Source organism: Psychrobacter sp. TB20-MNA-CIBAN-0197 (assembly GCF_040309765.1).
Classification (GTDB): Bacteria; Pseudomonadota; Gammaproteobacteria; order Pseudomonadales; family Moraxellaceae; genus Psychrobacter; species Psychrobacter submarinus.
Map to the genome: position 1 here is coordinate 1 of NZ_JBEOPC010000909.1, position 258 is coordinate 258.

The 258-nt window shown below is 60.9% G+C and carries 1 protein-coding gene; it reads right to left on the bottom strand.

Annotation, left to right across the window (positions count from 1 at the left end):
- A partial coding sequence (locus tag AAEY83_RS16510; RefSeq protein WP_502945208.1) for a hypothetical protein occupies positions 1–258 on the bottom strand: 258 nt, incomplete at both ends.

Here is a 258-nt window from a genome sequence, read left to right on the forward strand (position 1 = left end):
TGCCCAAGGTGTTGAAGAACAGATTGCCGGAGAAATCCGGGATGGTCAGGGTGCCGTCCTCGTCCATATGGACGAAACCGGATTTGCCGCCGCGATGGGACACATCGACTTGCCGCTCACCGTCGCGCACCACGTAAGTGGCCACGTAGAACGAATCGGCGGCGGTGATCATGTCGCGCACCAAGGGTTCGCTGACAGGCAGGTCGAGCGCGGTGTCGGTGGTTTCGTCGACGAACGCGTAGTGGCGCAGGTTGATGT